Annotated in this window: 18 protein-coding genes; 2 read left to right on the top strand and 16 right to left on the bottom strand. The window is 40.7% G+C overall.

The window, feature by feature from the left end; all coding sequences use genetic code 11:
* Positions 1-96 precede the first annotated feature (96 nt).
* From AADY36_RS08075 to trhO, 5 genes are all read right to left on the bottom strand, one after another.
* Positions 97-804 (bottom strand): 3'-5' exonuclease, encoded by a 708-nt coding sequence (locus AADY36_RS08075; protein WP_342408815.1) that lies wholly within the window; start codon positions 802-804, stop codon positions 97-99.
* Entirely contained in the window at positions 804-2,702 is a 1,899-nt protein-coding gene (locus AADY36_RS08070) for a DUF294 nucleotidyltransferase-like domain-containing protein (protein ID WP_342408814.1), read from the bottom strand. Before AADY36_RS08070 ends, AADY36_RS08075 begins: the two co-directional genes overlap by 1 nt.
* 84 nt (positions 2,703-2,786) lie before the next feature.
* Complete coding sequence (locus AADY36_RS08065) at positions 2,787-5,864, bottom strand: efflux RND transporter permease subunit (protein ID WP_342409268.1); 3,078 nt, start codon at positions 5,862-5,864, stop codon at positions 2,787-2,789.
* Between the two features lie 2 nt (positions 5,865-5,866).
* Positions 5,867-6,883 (bottom strand): efflux RND transporter periplasmic adaptor subunit, encoded by a 1,017-nt coding sequence (locus AADY36_RS08060; RefSeq protein WP_446728734.1) that lies wholly within the window; start codon positions 6,881-6,883, stop codon positions 5,867-5,869.
* Positions 6,884-7,173: 290 nt separating this feature from the next.
* Complete coding sequence (gene trhO / locus AADY36_RS08055; protein ID WP_055197229.1) at positions 7,174-8,181, bottom strand: oxygen-dependent tRNA uridine(34) hydroxylase TrhO; 1,008 nt, start codon at positions 8,179-8,181, stop codon at positions 7,174-7,176.
* A gap of 199 nt (positions 8,182-8,380) precedes the next feature.
* On the opposite strand from trhO, the gene AADY36_RS08050 reads away from it, so the two are divergent.
* Both AADY36_RS08050 and AADY36_RS08045 read left to right on the top strand, forming a co-directional pair.
* Entirely contained in the window at positions 8,381-9,706 is a 1,326-nt protein-coding gene (locus AADY36_RS08050) for a DEAD/DEAH box helicase (RefSeq protein ID WP_054551932.1), read from the top strand.
* A gap of 2 nt (positions 9,707-9,708) precedes the next feature.
* A complete protein-coding gene (locus tag AADY36_RS08045; protein ID WP_342408813.1) occupies positions 9,709-10,539 on the top strand; it encodes a CvfB family protein in 831 nt (276 codons plus the stop codon).
* Positions 10,540-10,728: 189 nt separating this feature from the next.
* Here AADY36_RS08045 and AADY36_RS08040 read toward each other — a convergent pair whose 3' ends face one another.
* The 11 genes from AADY36_RS08040 to rpsA form a co-directional block, all read right to left on the bottom strand.
* Positions 10,729-11,178, bottom strand: a complete 450-nt coding sequence (locus AADY36_RS08040) for a hypothetical protein (RefSeq protein WP_063705457.1) — start codon at positions 11,176-11,178, stop codon at positions 10,729-10,731.
* A 196-nt stretch (positions 11,179-11,374) separates the two neighbouring features.
* A complete protein-coding gene (locus AADY36_RS08035) occupies positions 11,375-11,683 on the bottom strand; it encodes a hypothetical protein (RefSeq protein ID WP_063705461.1) in 309 nt (102 codons plus the stop codon).
* Positions 11,684-12,125: 442 nt separating this feature from the next.
* Positions 12,126-12,422 carry a hypothetical protein gene (locus tag AADY36_RS08030; protein WP_055021948.1) on the bottom strand — a complete coding sequence of 99 codons (297 nt, stop codon included), beginning with the start codon at positions 12,420-12,422 and terminating at the stop codon, positions 12,126-12,128.
* Between the two features lie 363 nt (positions 12,423-12,785).
* Positions 12,786-13,064, bottom strand: coding sequence for a hypothetical protein (locus tag AADY36_RS08025; protein WP_342408812.1), 279 nt, complete (start codon positions 13,062-13,064; stop codon positions 12,786-12,788).
* Between the two features lie 185 nt (positions 13,065-13,249).
* Positions 13,250-13,657, bottom strand: a complete 408-nt coding sequence (locus tag AADY36_RS08020; protein ID WP_342408811.1) for a hypothetical protein — start codon at positions 13,655-13,657, stop codon at positions 13,250-13,252.
* A gap of 97 nt (positions 13,658-13,754) precedes the next feature.
* Positions 13,755-14,003 carry a DUF7336 domain-containing protein gene (locus AADY36_RS08015; RefSeq protein WP_342408810.1) on the bottom strand — a complete coding sequence of 83 codons (249 nt, stop codon included), beginning with the start codon at positions 14,001-14,003 and terminating at the stop codon, positions 13,755-13,757.
* A gap of 364 nt (positions 14,004-14,367) precedes the next feature.
* Positions 14,368-15,072, bottom strand: coding sequence for an orotidine-5'-phosphate decarboxylase (pyrF, locus tag AADY36_RS08010; RefSeq protein WP_063705476.1), 705 nt, complete (start codon positions 15,070-15,072; stop codon positions 14,368-14,370).
* 32 nt (positions 15,073-15,104) lie between these two features.
* On the bottom strand, positions 15,105-16,241 hold the full coding sequence (lapB, locus tag AADY36_RS08005; RefSeq protein ID WP_054561550.1) for a lipopolysaccharide assembly protein LapB: 1,137 nt from the start codon (positions 16,239-16,241) through the stop codon (positions 15,105-15,107).
* Between the two features lie 2 nt (positions 16,242-16,243).
* A complete protein-coding gene (locus AADY36_RS08000) occupies positions 16,244-16,525 on the bottom strand; it encodes a lipopolysaccharide assembly protein LapA domain-containing protein (protein ID WP_054551349.1) in 282 nt (93 codons plus the stop codon).
* A gap of 20 nt (positions 16,526-16,545) precedes the next feature.
* The gene (ihfB, locus tag AADY36_RS07995) at positions 16,546-16,833 is read right to left on the bottom strand and encodes an integration host factor subunit beta (RefSeq protein WP_036968575.1); all 288 of its coding nucleotides are present in this window, start codon (positions 16,831-16,833) and stop codon (positions 16,546-16,548) included.
* Positions 16,834-16,898: 65 nt separating this feature from the next.
* Positions 16,899-18,566 carry a 30S ribosomal protein S1 gene (gene rpsA / locus AADY36_RS07990; protein WP_054551350.1) on the bottom strand — a complete coding sequence of 556 codons (1,668 nt, stop codon included), beginning with the start codon at positions 18,564-18,566 and terminating at the stop codon, positions 16,899-16,901.
* Between the last annotated feature and the right edge of the window lie 75 nt (positions 18,567-18,641).

Below are 18,641 nucleotides of genomic sequence, written 5' to 3'. Positions count from 1 at the left end.
GTTAAATAATAAAAAACGCCGCATTTGCGGCGTTTTTTATTTATAAGCTTTGCTCAGATAATTTAAATTAACTGGCAAAAGCCGTTGCTACTGGCGCTATATGAGTAATTCGCTTAGCGGTGTATCTTGGCGGTAGTGGTAAGCTATTTGCGCTTGTAGCAGCTCTGCGGTGGCTGTGGCATCATTCAGTGCGTTGTGGTTTTGATACGCAGGTAACGAATAACGAATACGAGAGTCTGCTAAGCGCACAGAATCAAGCTTAGAGTTAAATAATCGCCCTAGTAACCCTTGCTTTGCTCTAAGAGCACGAGTTTCCAGATCTAGCGTGTCTATAACAGCAAATTCAAGCCCTTCGCCTAAGCGAGCTTGCAACGCTTGATATAAAAAGTGCCGTTCAATGGGAGCAAAATGCACCACTATAATTTTGCCTTTTAATGCTGCTAACAAAGGCTCCATAATCGTTGAAAAATCAGGTGCATCGCTCACTTCTGAGTGAGTTATACCATGTATAACAATCGACTCTTCAGCAAGCTTACGCCTTGGTTGAACAATCCAATGTTGGCTATCTTTACAAAAAATACGCTTAGTATTGAATGGGATTAAACCAACACTGACGATATCGTCATTTTGATAATTTAGACCGGTTGTCTCAAAGTCAAGCGCTACTAAGGGTACATCGCTAATAGGCATGTTTAAATCACAAAGAGCTGATTCATAAAACGCTTGAATTAGTGGCTGTTTGCTCTGTGCTAATAACTGTTGATACCGAGTCGACCAATCAAGTTTTGCGCCTTGTTTTGCCATTACTTCATCCCAGTGTTAGCAGAATACCTGAATTTAAGGAAGCTCTGCGCTTTATCTAAAATGGCAAACGCCTCTTTGAGATTACGCTGCTCAAAAGGAGAAAGTAAATGAGGCTCTAAGTCGTTATCTGGCGTTTCATCAAGCTTTTCTATTTGCCATGCTTGGTGTCTAATTCTGATCATGGCAATGTATTCTAGGGCGTCTCGTAAATCTTGTGCTTTACCTTCAGGGAGTAATTTAGCTTCGATAATATCCTCTAAACGCTCGAATGAATTTTGTTTACGGCTACCTGTTGCTAATGCGTGCACGCGTATTACGTCAGATAAAGGCGCTGTACCACGGCGTTTTAAGTTCATAGAGCGCTTGTGTTGTCCATTATGCTCTAACACAAAGTCTTTAAAGAAACCTAAAGGCGGTGTTCTGTTACGCGCATTCGCTGCAAGGTTTGCCAAGAAACGTTTATTCTTACGCCCTTCTGTTGCGATAAAGCGTTTGAGCTCATCGGCCCATTTGTTTTTACCGTAAACACCGTCTAAATCAAAAAAGATCGAGCTGTGTAACAAAGCCTGCGGTTTAGGTTCGGCCATCCAACCTGCAAATTGCTCTTTCCACTGCTCGCGTGTTAAACGCCACTTTTTAAATGACGCCATAATTTCGCCTTCACAATACTTGTAGCCACACTCAGCTAAACCGTCACAAACAAAATCAGCCAAATTCTGGAAGTACTCGTCATGTAACTCCTCGTTAAAATTATTATCAAGGATAATGGCATTATCTTGGTCAGTAACAATTAATTGCTCATCACGCGCCATTGAACCTAGAGCGATGAAGCAATAAGGAACCGGCGGTGGGCCAAACTTTTCTTCAGCTAAATCAAGTAAACGCTGTTTGAAGGTACGCCCTATTACAGCCATTGCGGTACCAATCATGTGTGAGTTAGCGTCTTCGTTAACCATGCGTACAAACACATTAGGCAGCTGCCTTGCATAGTGAGCTAAATCTTCAACCGATTGCTGAGCTAATATACCGCGTACTAACAATAAGCTACTTTGCGACTCGTAGCGTAAAATATCTGATAACGAAATAACGCCAATCGGTTTTTTCTTAACGACTACAGGCAGGTGGTGAATATTATCTCTGAGCATTGCAAGCACGGCTTCAAACACATACGCATTGCTATCAAGAAGTACTAAGTCCTTTTGCATTATTTGCGCGGCTGGCGCTTCGTAACTTAACCCTTCAGCAATCACACTGGTACGTAAGTCACGGTCGGTAATGATGCCAACTACTTGGCCGTCGTCGTCATCAGGATCATCACTGATTGGTTTATCGGCATCAGTAACCAGCACAGACGATACCGACTCTTGCGTCATCAATTGCGCAACCATTTGCACTGAGGCATCTTTTGCCACAGTGACAACATCACGATGAAGAAGCGACTTAACCTTAGCAGTTGTTAAATCATTGCTGTCAGCTTGTTCAACAATTGCTTGGTGAAGGCGCACATTACCATCGGCTTCAAAGAAATCGGCGAACACTTCGTACTCATCACAAAACTCGTTAAACAACTTAACATTGATGCAATAAACTAAGGTATCTTCAAGCGCCTTTGCCGGAAAACGTACTTTACGGTTCATAAGAAGGCCCATTGAACCAAAGATCCCACCGATAGTTAAACGGTTGTATAAATCACCGTCACGGCGATACATTTCAACGGCACCACTGCGTATGACATATAAATCAGCGATATCTTCGCCATAATTTAATATTTCTGTGCCTGCGCGAAAATAAGCGATTTCGATTTGTGCTGCGAGTTTATTTACTGCCTCTTCAGGAAGATCATCAAATGGAGCATGATCAGAAAGAAATTGGGCGATATCGACGTGTTCGGCTTGCATACGCGTACCTAGATTAAACCATTTGATTTAATTGTGAGGGTAATTGGCTATTTTTTCAAAGAAAAAATAGCCAATTAAGTAGGATTAAGCCTTTTCTAACTCTTCAGCCAGAAGTTTCGACTCATCTCCCCTTGGTTTAGTAAAGCGGGCTAAACCAAGATAAATAACAGGCGTTAAATACAGGGTAAATAACACCGCCAGTGCTAAACCGCCAAATACCACCCAACCAATGGCGTTACGAGCTTCAGCCCCTGCGCCGGTAGATAAAATAAGTGGTAATGCACCCAGTAAGGTTGAAACCAGTGTCATCGCAATTGGGCGAAGGCGCACTAGTGCAGCCTCTTCTACCGCAACTCTAACCGAGCGACCTTGGTCACGTAATTGGTCAGCAAACTCCACCAGCAAGATGGCATTTTTAGCAATTAGACCAATCAGCATCACTAAACCAATTTGCGAGTAAATGTTTAATGATGTACCCGTTAGATACAGCGCTAGAATTGCAGATGTAATACCAAACGGTACTGTGATCATAACAACGATTGCACTATTCACACTTTCAAATTGTGCTGCCAATACCAGCAGAACAATTAAAAAGGCCAGAACATAGGTCACTAATACTTCATTGGCAGTTTCTTCAAAGGTTAATGCCTCACCTTTAAACGCCAAGCTGATGCCTGCAGGTAAAGATTGCTCGGAAATATCACGGATTTTTGTAACCAGCTCAGCAATAGTTACGCCCTCTGGCATTTCCATACTCAGTTCAATAGCACGGCGCTGCGCGTGGCGCTCAAGCTCAGCTGCAACACCTTCTTCCGTAATTGTTGCCACACTACTTAATGGCACTAACTGACCATTACGGCCACCAACATACAAGTTAGCTAAATCGCTCGGGTTTGTAATGGTTTGGTTTTGTGCTTGCAACATAATCGGGATTGATTGGTCACCAATGTTTAAATCGGCAATATCATCACCATTGATTGCAGCGCGAAGTGTCACAGAGATATCATTGAGCGATACGCCAAGCTCTTCAGCACGACGTCTATCAATATTAACCCGTAATTGTGGCTGTGACGGCTGATATGAAATACGTACAGGTGCCACTTCTGGCACTGCTTTTTCAATTTCAGCAGAGAAGACTTGCGCGGCTTTAAATATCTCGAGGTAGTCTTGGCCCAATAAGGCAAGTTCAATACCACCACCTTGACCACGCAGGTTCAAACTATTTGAGCCACCTGGGTAACCAGCCGCACCAGGAATATTCCCTAAAGGCTCACGTATTTTATTGATAATTTCTTGCTGACTAAAGTGACGTTCGTCCCAATGTTTTAGTGGCACAGTAATAAATACAATATTTGGATCCCACTGCCCAACCACAGTGTAAATAGACTCAATATCACCACTTTCAACATACGGCAGTAAGATATCTTCCATTTGAACCGCTTGCCTGTCCATAAAATTCAGGCCAACACCATCAGGGCCACGGGCAAAAATACGGATTTTACCGCGATCTTCTGTTGGTAATAACTCGTTATCTAAATTGAAATACAGTGCCCCAGAGCCCGCAGCAACCAACAAACATGCAAAGAAGGTAAGCCATGCATGCTCAAGTACACCATGTATTGTACGCTTATAAACAGCGGCTAACACATGGCCAACTTTTGCAAATGGATGAAAACCGCCCTGCTTTAATTTCAGTTTTGATGTCAGCGCAGGGACCAAAGACAGGGCAACAAAGCTTGATATGATAACAGCGCCAGCTAATACCCCACCAAACTCTCTAAATAGTCGCCCTGCTGTTGATGGTAAAAAAGCGATAGGCACAAATACCGCAGCCAATACAGCGGTTGTTGCCACAACAGCAAAGAATACTTCACGGGTACCAACCACTGCAGCTGCTCGACGACCAAGACCTAAGCCCCGCTGACGTTGTATGTTTTCACTTACCACAATGGCATCATCTACAATTAGGCCTGTAGCTAACACGAGTGCAAGCAAGGTAAGAATATTAATTGAGAAACCAAGCGCCCAAATAAGTGCTAAAGAGCCAATTAATGCAACAGGTATCGCAAATGCAGGAACCAGCGTTGCGCGCCATGAGCCAATAAACACCCACAGTGTGATCACCACTAACAGCACGGTTAGTAACAGTGAGTTAATAACTTCATCAACTGAGCTTCTGATAAACTGAGCATCGTCAGAGGTTAAAGTAAATTCCATTTCAGGAAAACGCACTCGCATACGTTCGATTAAAGTTAGCACTTCATCAGAAATTTCAATGGTATTAGATTGCGCCTGACGAATAATTTCCATGCCAATCACTGGTGTGCCATTAAGCCTTACGAATGAACGCGGATCGGCTGGGCCAAAGTAAACAGCCGCAACATCGCCAATACGGGTATCGTCACGAACGATGATATCGGCTACTTGTTCTGCTGATATTGACGTTGCATCAGCACGAACAATCACCTGTTGGTCGCTTGATTTTAAACTACCCGCAGGCACATCAAAGGGAGCTTGGCGAAGTACATTGGCAATATCTGGTACCGTAAGGTTAAAGCTGCTTAACTTAAGTGGGTCGATGCGCACTCTAAGCACCCGTTCACGGTCGCCATTTAAACGAACATCAGCAACGCCAGGAATGGTTAAAAACTGCGGAGCTAAGTCGACATCAACACGCTCTGTCAACGCCTCAAGGGATAAGCTATCACTTGATACCGTTAACGATACAACCGCTTCGGCATCGTTATCGGCTTTAATAATTGATACCCGTTCAACTTCTTCGGGTAATTCTCGCTGCACACGGGCTACCGATTCACGCGTTTCGTTTGCAGCATCATCTAAATTTACACCGGGACGAAACTCAACCACGATACGAGCATTGTTTTCTTCACTTTGCGCGCGAATCGACTTTACACCACTAACCCTAGCAACCGCCCCTTCGAGCTTGCTAGTTACTTCGGTATCTACGGTCTCCGGTGAACCACCAGGAAAAGACGCTGATACAGTAATACGAGGTCTATCAACATCAGGTAGCTCACGTACTTCAACCCCTGCTATTGCTGCAATACCGGCGATAATAATGAGTAAGTTAAGTACCACGATTAAAACAGGGCGACGTATCGCCATTGATGGTAAGTCTTCCATCATAGGTTGCTGTTTCATCATTACTCCTTGGCTAACTGCACGTCATTGATGAAGTTAAGCTCTTGATTAGGTCTTAGGCGCTGAACTCCTTCTGTCACCAATAAGTCACCTTCGTTTAAGCCACCAGAGACTAACAAGCGCCCTGCTAGACGCTGCTCAATTTTTACATCAACGCGAGTTGCTTTTTTATCGACGCTTTTCCATACGTAAGGACCTGCTGCCCCCCACATCATCGCAGCTTCAGGTACTACAGCAAGCTCTTCACCTAGAATATTTATGTGCACACGAAAGCTCATACCCGGCATAAATTGCTGGGCATTATTATCAAGTTTGGCTTTTGTTCTAAGAGTGCGGGTTTGGGCATTGATACGCGAATCAAGCTCTGCCACCTTAGCCGTGTAAGCTTTATCGCCTAACCAAGGCACCACTTCGACCGAGGACTTTTGTTTAAGCACTGAGATAGCGGCTTCTGGGGCATTAAAATTGATATAAAGCTCAGAAATATCATCGATAGTCGCAATGGCTGTTTGGGTTGTGATCCTATCGCCTACTTCAACGTCAGTTAAACCCATAACACCACTAAAAGGAGCACGAACTTCGCGGTCTTCACGCTCTGTTTTCGCTTGCATTAACTGAACTTTTGCAAGCTCATAAAGCGTTTTTGCATCATCTAAATCACTTTGCGGCACCGCACCACGGGCGTGACTTTCTTCAAGCCTTTTCATGGTACGCTCAGCATCTTTTAAAGTAATTTCAGCTTCGATCAACGCTGCTTTTTGTCTACGTGAATCAAGCTCTAAAAGTAAGTCACCTTTGGCAACGTTATCGCCTGGTTTAAAGTAAACAGCAGTGACTCTGTCCCCAACGGCTGGGTAAAGAGTGACTGAGTGGATCGCTTCTGCATTACCCACTGCTTTTATCTGTTGTTTAGACTTTTCAACAGACACTGATTCTACAACTACATTAGCCGCCTCAGCGACGGAAACACAACTAATACAGGCAATTAAAGTCCATGTATGTAATTTGCCAATTGTCAAAATTTCACCTAAATAAGAATCGTTTTAATTGTTACGAAGTGTAACAGCTTTGTGATCAATAAAAAGCTGACTTCGTTTAATAAACAATTAGCCAAGGTGAAATAAACCCATACATCGCCTTTGTTTTCTAATTAGAAACGACAATGTGATGAATCGACCTCTTTTAAGTGTGCTTCGCTTGCTATGGTTACCTCTACACAATCAGATTGATCAGTTATTTGTTCTTTTTGAATAGGCATAAAAAAACCCCAGACTATGCTGGGGTTTCTATCAATTCATAAAGCTAACAATTACTGTTGGCGCTGTGCCTCTTTTTGCGCTTTTTTAGCTTCTTTTCGCTTACGAAGAACTTCTTGCGCTTCGTTACCGATGTGACCTTCGCCACGCGCCTGTGCTAGTTCGATTTGCTTTTGACGCTCAGCAAAACGTGCACGTTGCTCTTCTGTTAGGCTGTCGTGACAGTGATGACACGATACACCTTCCATGTATTCTGGCTTTTGCTTTTCTTCTTCAGTGATAGGCATACGACACGCGTGACATTGGTCGTAAGAGCCTTTTTGTAAGTCGTGATTTACCGCTACACGGTTATCAAAAACAAAACACTCACCTTCCCACATGGTTTCTTCTTTTGGTACTTCTTCTAAGTACTTAAGAATGCCGCCTTCAAGGTGGAATACTTCGTCAAAGCCTTGCTCTTTCATGTACGCAGTTGATTTTTCACAGCGAATACCACCGGTACAGAACATCGCCACTTTTTTGTGCTTTTCTGGGTCTAGGTTTTCTTTCGCCCACGCTGGGAATTCGCGGAACGTTTTGGTGTTTGGATCAACCGCATTTTGGAAAGTACCAATTTCGATTTCGTAATCGTTACGTGTATCGATAAGAATCACTTCTGGGTCTGAAATTAACGCATTCCAGTCAGCTGGTTTTACGTATGTACCCACAACTTCACGTGGGTCGATACCTTCAACACCCATAGTTACGATTTCTTTTTTCAGCTTTACCTTAGTACGGTAGAACGGGCATTCGTCATCGTATGACTCTTTAGTCACAATGTTGTCTAGGTTTGGTTGTGAATCTAACCATGCAAGTAGGTTATCGATACCTTCACGTTTAGCAGAAACAGTACCGTTGATACCTTCAGCCGCAAGTAACAAAGTACCGCGTACTTCATTGTCTTCCATTACTTTAAGTAGTGGTTGGCGAATCGCTTCAAAATCAGGAAGGGCTACAAATTTGTAAAGTGCGCAAACAACAAAGTGCTCGCTAGTTACATTGTCTTTATGAACAGCAGTCATGGTTTTACCTTTTGCTTTAAATGCCCATGTGGGGCGTTAACCGAATCGCAAATCCGGCGCATTGAGGGCGCGTATTTTACGCGAATTAGCGATAATTGCAAAAACTGATGCGAAATAGCTGTGTTTTTACTGTCTCCAAGTGAGGCAAGTGCGTTATAATGAACAGGATTTACAAATTTTGCTCATCGGAGATTACGCATTGCATTTTACTGAACTTGGGATTGATACACGCCTCGAAAAACAACTTGCGCATCAAGGCATCACCCAGCCCACTGACATTCAAGCTCACGCGGTACCTACAGCTATCGCAGGCCATGATATTTTTGCACAGTCAAAAACAGGATCGGGCAAAACGCTGGCGTTTTTATTACCTGCTGTACAGCGCGTAATGAAACAAAAAGCACTCAGTAAACGCGACCCTCGCGTTTTAATCGTTGCGCCTACCCGCGAATTAGCAACCCAAGTGTACAGCCAATTAAGGCTATTAATTGCTGGTACAAATATTAGTGCTGTAAAAGTACTGGGTGGTGAAAACTTTAATGACCAAATAAAGGCTCTTCGTAAAGATCCACATTTTGTGGTGGGCACACCGGGTCGTTTAGCTGACCATTTGAGTCAACGCTCATTACAGCTTTCAGGCTTAGAACTGTTAATTTTTGACGAAGCGGACCGTATTTTAGATTTAGGTTTTACCGATCAAGTTAAAATGATTAACGAGCTTGCTGATCACCGTTTACGCCAAACGTTATTGTTTTCTGCAACTCTTGACCATGCACAAGTTGATGCCCTGTCACGTAACCTTTTACGTTCGCCAAAACAAATTCTGTTAAGTGCTTCTAACGAGCAACATAGTGACATTACCCAGCAACTTTATTTAGCTGATCACTTAGATCACAAAGAAGCTCTACTTGAGCACTTTGTAAAACAAGACAATGTTGGACAGTGCATTATTTTCACCGCAACACGTGCCGACACTCAGCGTTTAAGCCAGCTATTAAATGATAAAGGCTTTAAAGCGCAAGCGCTTGCGGGTGACTTAACACAGGCCAAACGCCTAGAAATTATGGACGCCTTCAGCCGTGAAAACTTTAAAATCTTAATCACCACTGATGTTGCATCACGTGGTCTTGATTTATTAAGCGTAACCCACGTAATTAATTTCGACCTACCAAAACATGCTGAAGAGTATGTGCACCGTATTGGTCGTACTGGTCGCGCAGGCTTTAAAGGAACTGCTATTTCGTTAGTGGGCCCGAAAGATTGGCCAAGCTACAAAGCAATTAAAGCATTTTTAAATGATGAATTAAGCTTTTTCACCGTTGACGGCCTTGTTGGTAAATTTAAAGGTCTGCGTGAGAAAAAACCAAACACAGTTTGGAAAAAAGCAGAGAAAAAAGTGGCTGCTAAACCTGCAAAACCAAAACGCAAAGCAGCCCCTAAAAAGCCAAAAGCCCCTATTCAAGCACCAATTGATGTAGATGGTTTTGCTCCAATGCGCCGTAAGAAAAAGCCAGAACAGGAATAACAATGAGTATTTTAGGAACCACACAAACCCTTTTCGTTAACGAAATGTCTAACGAAGGTGCTTATTTAGATGGCCGTGATTTAGGCGAAGTATTCTTACCAAGCAAAGAAATTGATTACGAACTAGAAGCTGGCGACAGCGTGCAAGTATTTATTTACTTAGATCACGCTGGTCACCCAACCGGCACTACAAAAAAACCTTTAGCTGAAGTAGGCGAATTTGCCCTACTACGTGTTAAAGCAATCAATAGCACTGGTGCGTTTATGGATTGGGGCCTCGAAAAAGACGTACTAGCGCCATACAACGAACAAAAGCCAAAAATGAAAGACAGCTTTTCGTATCTTGTACGTTTATACCTCGATAACGCCAGCCAACGTATTTGTGCATCGAGCAACTTTAATAAGTTTTTATCGAAAGATGAACCAACTTACTCTGTAATGGAAGAAGTTGACTTAATCGTTGCCGGTAAAACAGACCTAGGCTACAAAGTACTTGTAAACGAAGCTCACATTGGCGTTGTTTATTACAACACGGTATTTAAAAAGCTGTTTGTTGGCCAACGCTTAAAAGGCTTTATTCAAAAAGTACGTGAAGACGGTAAAATCGACGTACTACTTGAAAAGCCAGGTATGGGCAAAGTAAACGACTTAGGCGAAAAAATCTTAGCTAAATTAAAAGCCGAAGGCGGCGTACTTCACTTAGGTGATAAGTCAGACCCAGAAGCAATTAAAAAGACTTTCTCAACCAGTAAAGCAAACTACAAAAAAGCCATTGGCGGCTTGTTTAAACAAGGTTTAATCGAGATTGAAGCGACATCGATTAGATTGAAATAAGTTGCGAGTTGCGAGTTGCGAGTTGCGAGTTGCGAGTTGCGAGTTAACAAGATAATGAATTATCTGAAAGAGTAAAGTGAAAGCTTTACTCTTTTTTTAGTTTCAATAACTATGTAATTTACGTTTGAGTTAATTAAATTTAATAGTAAACCTAAATTAATCTGAACATACAAGGTTTTATACTCGCTGTTAAATGCATCCTTGTGGTGTTGTTGGCCATATAGGCTGATCGTTATCGCTATACAAAACACCAAAATTAATGTTTGTGAGGTTATTAAAATGAAATTGAAGTTCTAGCCATTCTTTTTCAAACGTTACAGATACAAACGAGCCATAATCATCAACAGAAGGTTCAGAGTCTAGTTCGGTCTTAATAATTGATAAAACTTCGGCCATTGGCTTACCTATAAGTTGATAACCAAACAAAGCTGCACTTTTATTGTAAACTTCGATCCAGCCAAGACGATTATCATTGTCAATTTCAAAAGTCAGCTCTATTAAAAGCTGGTTAAACTGCAATCGCTTATTTTCTGAATCGGTGAAAAATATCTTATCAGGTACTCCTAACGCAGAAACAGCTTGCGTCTCTGTAAGACCAAATTGAATTGTGTCGATTCCATGACCTAGTTTGATTTCCATTAATTAAATCCTTTACTTAAGAGATTATAATGGTTTATATACTTCAATAAGAGCATAAACTACACATAAATGCTTACAACATTCTCTTTGAACTAACTCTATTTGTAATTTCTATCCCCAATTTAAAAAACATTTTGACTGTTCTTTCTTAGCGTCAGAATAGTAAGCGTATAGGTTGAGTGATTTAATAAGCGTTTTAATTTCGTTCTGGACAATGCCATACCAAACAGTGCCATAGGCTCCCTGTGACAGTAAACTGGATCATTAACATTCTAGATTCTTTGTAATCCGGAGCTTTAACATAATTGAAAACTAATTGAGAATAAATTTTTTCACCGAAGTACATTAACTTATCTATCGGTGCATTGGCGTTAGCTAACTTTACGATTAGCGAGTGCCACTGGCCTTCTGAATATTGCTTAAGCCCTTTTCTCCATTGTAAGAATTCATTCTCTAGAAACAAATCGTGAATGTAGTTTGTTAGCTCTTCTTCAAATTTTTCCATAGCTTATTTTGTACTGTCTGTTAAAGGCTACTATTAGGTATTAATATTTACACAAAGTGTTTGTCGATAAAGCTATACCTGTTTAATTTCTACTTTATAATTAATTGATAGTTATTTATTTCTACCAACAAACGCTAAAATCCAATCATGTTCTTCATCAGTTGATGTTTCTTTATTAACGAACTCTGATATTTCAGCTTTCATTGCTTCAAATTCACTAATCCCCTCTTTTATGTTTGATAAGTGAGTTGTATGAAAGAAGCAACCGTAAACCCCACTTGTTAAGGTGTATGGTGCATTAACACTATCTTTTTCTAAAGTTAGGCGAGCACCTTTTGAATGCTCCTCGTCTTTAATTATTTCACCACTTTCAGATCTATCGTTCCTATGGTTTCTCCGTTATCAATTTCACTCCACATATCATACCTTGTAGTTTAGAAAATCAGCTTCGGGTAATAGCAATATCGCATTTATACCCACCCATTTCGCTTTCTAAATTATCACTATTATAAAAAGTGTATTTACCGGGAACTGTGAAAAGAATCTCATTAAAACCATTAGCTTCCCAGCGAAAACCCATGGTTTCGGGGGTTAAGCTGACTAAACTTGTAGCTTTAAGCTGAGAAGTAGACATTAAACTTTTCATTTCTTTTGGAGCACTATCAACAACCAAAAATAACCATGTGCTATCGGCTTCACGATAAATAGCTAACTCTTTAAATGAGTTCTCTCCAAACATAATAGAGACTCTACCGTTTACGCTAATTTCATTAGGGCTACAGTCAAAATGCTTTGGTGAATAAGCCCAAACAGTGTCAGGCGATTCATTTCCTTGTATAGCTAAACAAGTAAATGAAACTAATAAAAAATAGATATTTACTCAAAATAATCATTAGCAACAGATAATTAGCTTGGCCAGAAATAAAATAGAAAGCTCAAGGTAAAGCTGATGCTCTTCATCAATTACAACTTATTGTTCATAATCACTTAAAGGTACATAGCTTTTTATACCAAAAGAGTCATTAATAACAAACACATAATAATAAGTAATATCTCAATCAAACAAAGAGTTAATTCAAGTCCACCGCTAATCATTAGCTTCTTATACATATTGGAATTGATGGGCAACATTCAAAATAACAGCTCCGGTTAGCCAGCACAATAAAGCCAGTCCTAGGTTTTTAAAAGCCTCTTTTTTATGTGAAATCGCAATTGAATTGAAGAAGTTATTAGTTAGAAATAAAAACGGGAAACAACTAACGAGCAATGGATGAGAACAATTTTCTAATGATTTTCTAAATTCAGAGACTGAATTGACAGAAAAAATTACAAACCCAATAAGCAGTGGGATTACTAAAATTGCGAGTACAAATTTTTCCATGTCCTAATATTTTCCTTACGAATAACCCTGAAGCATTTTTTAAATTGGCAAACTAAAAAGAGTTTTAGAGCTATTTAAGCTTAAAGTAGCTATCTATCCCCTTACTAATAGTCGCATAAATACTTGGCTTAAATTTGCCACAAAAGGGTTCAAACCAAGCGCTTTGAATCCTTTTGAGTAACTTGTTAGTTGTCTATTACTGGCAAATCTTTTGAAATATGTAATACATCTGCCACCCACGACCCTTGTTCTTGGCTAGACAGAAAAACAGATGAAATCTGGCCTTTTAACTCCAAAACTTGGTGCGACTCATCAATAAAGACAAAATTAAGACTTTGACCAATTAAATCACGCCAAATATTCCAGTTAGTTGCTTCAATGACATGATCAGGTTCACTAGCATTGAATCTGCTAGATTGAAAACCAATGCAGTATTGAACAGGCTCATAGCACCAAGAAAAATAAACCCTATTACCCGATTCAAATTCCAAATATATCTCACGATCTATTTCGTGAGAATCAGAGCCTGATTCTCCTTTTAGCGAACCAAAGTCAACTTCATACAGTTCATAAATTACACGTTTAAGTTTCATAGGCAACTAACGCCTTAATATGTGCCTAAAAAGCTAGGCTAAATTTAGCTAGGAATGAGAGAAAACCAAGCTTTTTAGGCTGATGACTATGACTTTGTTAGGTGTCGATTATTACGAAACCTTCAGCCCAATTATCTTTACCAAGTGAGTAACACGATATATAGAAACCACTTTCGTCACAAGAAGCGGGGTTAATATTTGGAAAATCTCTAAACCCAGGTTGCTCTTTTAGCCTTCCAACAGCAGCAATTGCCTCTTGCTCAGAAGCATAAATCCCGATTGTCTTTACACAATCATTGTTTTCAGAAATTATGTGCAAATGCTCTAGCAGGTATACTTTATCCATAGAAACCTAATATTTAAATGGTGCGTTCATCGCGCATACTTTGCAGACTTAACGCCAATTATCAGATTTCTACATTTTTAACAAATTCCCTAAATGATTACTACCACATAGTTTTTTAAGACATTAAAGTCAAATTAAAATGAGTAATCTGATCGCAACGTTCATTGCTGAAAAGAGCAGTTTAGCAATTGATTAAACATGATATTTAGCCAATCTTAATAAACACTTTTTGATCGCTAGAGTTCTAGGGAATTCACCTGATTAAGTATTGTGAGCTTGCCACAAAAACAAAAAGAGCATTGTATATAGCGCGATATAAATCACGCTTACAATGCTCTTTAGAAACTGTTTGAAAATAACGAGATTATTTTAGTGAGTCGTTAATTTCTTTTAATGTTGCAACTGGATCTGCCGATTGGGTGATTGGGCGGCCTACAACTAAATAGTCGCTGCCATCTTCAACGGCTTGTTTTGGTGTCATGATGCGCTTTTGGTCGCCTGCATCGCTGCCTGCTGGGCGAATACCAGGAGTAACCAGTTTAAAGTCTGCGCCAAGTTCTGCTTTTAGCTTTTTCGCTTCTTGTGCTGAGCACACTACCCCATCAAGGCCTGATTCTTTAGCAAGGTTTGCTAGGTAAATTACTTGCTCTTCAGGTGTTTTATCTACACCTAAACGAGTAAGCTCTGCGGCATCCATACTGGTTAGTACGGTTACCGCAATCAGTAATGGTGCGTCATCACCAAACTGCTCTAAAGCTTGTTTTGCTTTAGTCATCATTTCAACGCCACCAGAGGCATGTACGTTAACCATCCACACACCCATTTTTGCAGCCGCTGTTACAGCTTTAGCCACTGTATTTGGAATATCGTGAAATTTTAGGTCTAAGAATACATCAAAACCTAAGTCGATTAGTTCCTTAACAAAGCTAGGACCAAAATACGTGAACATTTCTTTGCCTACTTTAAGGCGACACGTATCAGGCGATAATTGCTTTACAAACGCAAGAGCTGTTTGTTGATCATCATAATCAAGGGCAATTAATACTTTTTTTGAATCTTCGACAGACATAACTTTCCTAAAAACTAATGGACTAATATGAATTAAAAACCGTCTATGCCACGGCTTGGAACAATTGTTTCCCAGTGCTTACAAGATGGACATACCCAATAAATGGTATGACTGGTAAAGCCACAGTGTTGGCACTGAAAATCAGGTTTGGTTGCGATATAAGACGTAACTAGCTTATCAATTTGATCGAGTACATCTTTAATATCGTTGTTTTGTTTAGCTAGTAGCTGTAATAAAAAGCTAAAGCCACGAATAGTTGGGTGACGCTTTAAACTATCCGTTAAAAATTTAATTGCTTGCTCTATGTGACCTTGCTCAAGTAACGCTTGGCAGTGTTTTATTTTTATTAATACGCCACCTTTATCGAGCAGTTCATTGAGTAATTCGTAAAACTGATGCGTTAAATTGAGCTTTTGATAACTGAGCGCTAATTCTTCAATAAATACCGGCGCAAAAAACGTGAATTGGCTAATCAGCTCGCGCCAGTAGTAAATTGCTTTCACATAATCTTCTTTGGTGAAAGCACTATGGCCAAGCTCATACAGTGGGCGAATGGCTTTGTGGTTTAAGCTAATGGCTTTACGCATAATTTGCGTATCGTTATCTTGTAAGGCTGCTTCACAGTAAAAATTGGCAATCGCTTTTACATGCTGAGGTTTAGTGAACAACTCACTGTGGGCCTCGTACATGTTAATGCCCTTTTCCCATTCACGGGTTTGTGAATAAAGATTAATAATAGGCTCTAAGGCTTCTTTATAGCCTGCCTTAACAAGCCATACTAAATGCTCTTCTGCACCATCTAACAAGCCTGCCATAATGTAATCTTCAGCAAGTTCTAAGCGGCTGGTTGCAGCTTGTTGGTCATCAAGACTTGGATGTTTTAATAGCAGCTCATGAATTTTAATGGCGCGGTCAAGTTCGCCACGGCGGCGGAACATTGTTGCAAGCGTTGAATAGTGTTCAACTGAATCAGCGGCAACTTCGAGTAGGTTGATAAGGTGCTCTAAGCCTTGGTCTTCTTCTCTGTCTAAGAGAAATTTAAGGCCTTTAGAATATTCAGAGGTAATTTGGCGATTAAGCTGATGAGCTTGGTTTTTAGCGCTGTTTTTACCCATTATCCAACCGTAACCGGCTGCAACGGGTAAAAGTAAAAACAGAAGCTCAATCATGATTAGGTGTCTTTATTAGCAACAAGCTTTTTATTGTTTTTTTCAGGCGCTAATTTTTTCTTTAAGCGATAATTTTGCCACTTTAACTGAGAAAACAGTGTAAAGCTTATAAAACAACCAATTGCGACACCTAAAATAAAGCAGATACTTATTACAACAGCTAAGGGCAAAGTATTACTGGCGATTAAATAATTGATTTGCACCAATTGTGGATTCTGTGAACCAAGTACAAACGCAATAAATAAACACAGCGCAATTAATACAATTTTTAATACCCTAAACAAGTAACTACTCCTGTATAAAACTAGGCAATACTCGCATTTACGCGGTCACGTAATTCTTTACCTGGTTTAAAATGTGGTACGTGCTTACCGTCTAACTCAACTGTTTCGCCAGTCTTTGGATTACGACCTGTGCGAGGAGAACGATAATGCAATGAGAAACTTCCAAAGCCACGGATCTCGATGCGATCTGAGCTAGATAATGAGCCGGCCATTTGTTCAAGAATTTCTTTAACGGCATTTTCAACATCTTTCACAGGGATGTGTGCGTGTTGCTCGGCAAGTTGTTCTATCAATTCTGACTTAGTCATAGCGTTTCCTTAAAGAGTGGTAAAGGAAGGGCAAAACTGCCCTTCCAATTTTAAAAGACTAGATATTAGTCTTTTTGAGCATTTTTGAATGCTGCAGCCATAGCGTTTTCGAACGCTGGCTCTTCTTTCTTAAGCTTCTCTAGTACTTCTTTCTCTTCTGCTTCGAAAAGAGCTTTAACAGATAAGCTTAAAGTGCGGTTCTTACGATCAACACCAACGTATTTCGCTTCGATTTCGTCGCCTGCAGAAACTACAGTAGTAGCATCTTCAACACGCTCTTGAGCGATATCAGCTACACGGATGTAACCTTCAACGCCTTCGATTAGCTCAACAGTTGCGCCTTTCGCATCAACTTCAGTCACTTTACCTTTAACAATAGCACCTTTTTTGTTTGCGTCCAGGTAGTTATTGAATGGGTCAGCTTCGATTTGTTTAACGCCTAGAGAGATACGCTCACGCTCTGGGTCAACTTGTAATACGATAGCAGTGATTTCGTCGCCTTTCTTGAATTCACGTACAGCTTCTTCGCCTGGCGTGTTCCAAGAAATGTCTGAAAGGTGAACAAGACCGTCAATACCGCCTTCAAGACCGATGAAGATACCGAAGTCAGTGATTGATTTGATCTTACCAGTAACTTGGTCGCCTTTGTTTTGTAGACGAGCAAATTCTTGCCATGGGTTAGCAATACATTGCTTAAGACCAAGAGAAATACGACGACGCTCTTCGTCGATTTCAAGAACCATAACTTCAACAGTGTCACCTAGTGAAACAACTTTTGAAGGGTGGATGTTCTTGTTAGTCCAATCCATTTCAGAAACGTGTACTAGACCTTCTACGCCTTCTTCGATTTCAACGAAACAACCGTAGTCAGTAAGGTTAGTTACACGACCAGAAAGCTTAGAACCTTCTGGGTAACGACCAGCGATAGCTGCCCATGGATCTTCGCCAAGCTGTTTAAGGCCTAGAGATACACGAGTCTTTTCTTTGTCGAATTTAAGAACTTTAACTGCGATTTCGTCGCCAACATTAACGATTTCTGAAGGGTGCTTAACACGCTTCCACGCCATGTCTGTGATGTGTAGTAGACCGTCAACACCACCAAGGTCAACGAACGCACCGTAGTCTGTAAGGTTCTTAACGATACCTTTAACTTCTTGACCTTCAACAAGGTTAGCAAGAAGTTCTTCACGCTCTTGTGAGTTCTCTGATTCGATAACTGCACGGCGAGAAACAACAACGTTGTTACGTTTTTGGTCAAGCTTGATTACTTTGAACTCAAGCTCTTTACCTTCAAGGTGAGTTGTGTCACGTACTGGACGAACATCAACAAGTGAACCAGGTAGGAAGGCACGGATTGAATCAACTTCAACAGTGAAACCGCCTTTAACTTTACCGTTGATAACACCAGTAACAGTCTCTTGCTCTTCACATGCTTTTTCTAAGCGGATCCACGCTTCGTGACGCTTCGCTTTCTCACGAGAAAGGATAGTTTCACCGAAACCGTCTTCGATTGCGTCTAAAGCAACATCTACTTCGTCGCCAACAGCAACTTCTAGTTCACCAGCAGCATTTTTGAATTGCTCAGCAGGGATTGCACTTTCAGATTTAAGACCAGCATCAACAAGTACGATGTTGTTCTCGATTGAGATAACAGTACCTTTAACGATAGAGCCTTGCTCTGCTTCAAAACCCTTAAGGCTTTCTTCAAATAACTGCGCAAAATTTTCTGACATTATACGTCTCTAAATAATTAAATAACCAATTAGCAACCATGCTGCATGGGGTTGTTAAAATAGCACTAGCTTCCT

The sequence above is a fragment of the Pseudoalteromonas sp. D15MCD-2 genome, assembly GCF_038562745.1.
GTDB lineage: Bacteria > Pseudomonadota > Gammaproteobacteria > Enterobacterales > Alteromonadaceae > Pseudoalteromonas.
The sequence above is the reverse complement of the archived record's forward strand: the minus strand, read 5'-3'. Positions and strand labels throughout refer to the sequence as shown.